Raw genomic sequence first — 1,097 nt, 5'->3', positions numbered from 1 at the left:
AGGCCGGGGTTCACCGCGAACCAGAGCGCCTCGTCGCGGTAGTCGTCCTCGGCCTCAGCCATGAAGATGACGGGCAGCGTGGCGGGGTCGTCGATCTCGCCCTTCTGCACCTTGATGGCGTAAGAGACCGTCTCCCACGCCAGGTTCTCCTGCCCCCGGCCCGACGTGCTGGCCACGATGAGGAGCGTGCCCGGCACCTTCACCAGGGCGGAGTCGAGCGCCTCCCACTGGCGCAGGCCGGCGCGGCCCTCCCAGGCGTGCAGCTCGTCGGCGATGACGACGTTCGGGGTCTTGCCGTGCTGGACCTTGCCGTCCGAGGCCACGGCCACGTAGCGGGAGCGGTCGCGCGGGAAGCTGATCTTCGAGACGTATTCCCGGACGCTCAGGTGCTTGTCGAGGCGCGGGTCCCCTTGAACCACCATCGCGGCCTCGTTGAAGAGCTCCAGCGCCTGCTCATGCGCGGAGGCGGCCGAGACGATCAGGTTGCCTGGGGCCTTCTCGGGTCCGACCAGGTGCAGGAGCGTGAGCCCGGCGGCGAGGCTGGTCTTGCGGTTACCCCGGGGCAGCAGGAGCACGACGCGACGGACCACGCGGGAGCCGTCCGGGTTCCGGGGTCCGTAGACGCGCCGCACGATCCGCTCCTGCCAGGGGTCGAGCTGGAAGGGGTGGCCGGGGGCAGGGTTCTTGGGATGCTTCAGCCGCTTGAGCCACGCCACGGCCCGCTCCCCATAGCCCAGCGGGTCGGGGATTTCGGAGCCGTCCTCAATCCACGAGGGCGTCAGCATCGTCGTCCTCCTCGCGGATGGCGGGGCGGGAGCGGGAAACGGGCGTGAGGCCGAGTTCGGCTGCGAGGAGGCGGGCGCGGGTCATGGCGTCGGACTGGACGCCCACGGCCGGGTTGCGCTTCCAGACGCCCTCCACGTCGAGGATGTGGCCATAGTCCTGCAGGTGGCGCTCCATCTGCCGCACCTGCCCGATGGCCGTGCAGTAGTTCTCCAGGGAGCCCAGGTCCGCCTCGGTCAGGATGCGCCGCTCGGTCAGGATCGGCATGACGCGCGTCCACTCGGCCGCCGCGTCCTCGCTGAGCCAGTCGGGCG

The 1,097-nt window shown here is 70.6% G+C and carries 2 protein-coding genes; both read right to left on the bottom strand.

Translation table 11 applies throughout. The features are described from left to right. The coding region (locus tag RUMESO_RS02875) for a terminase large subunit domain-containing protein (protein WP_037277987.1) at positions 1-785 on the bottom strand (785 nt) is incomplete at its 3' end. Then, positions 763-1,097: phage terminase small subunit P27 family (locus tag RUMESO_RS02870; RefSeq protein WP_037277986.1), on the bottom strand; the 335-nt coding region annotated here is incomplete at its 5' end. The genes RUMESO_RS02875 and RUMESO_RS02870, both read right to left, overlap by 23 nt.

The organism is Rubellimicrobium mesophilum DSM 19309, from assembly GCF_000600335.2.
In the GTDB taxonomy this organism is placed as follows: domain Bacteria; phylum Pseudomonadota; class Alphaproteobacteria; order Rhodobacterales; family Rhodobacteraceae; genus Rubellimicrobium; species Rubellimicrobium mesophilum.
This window is presented reverse-complemented; position numbering and strand designations above follow the sequence as displayed.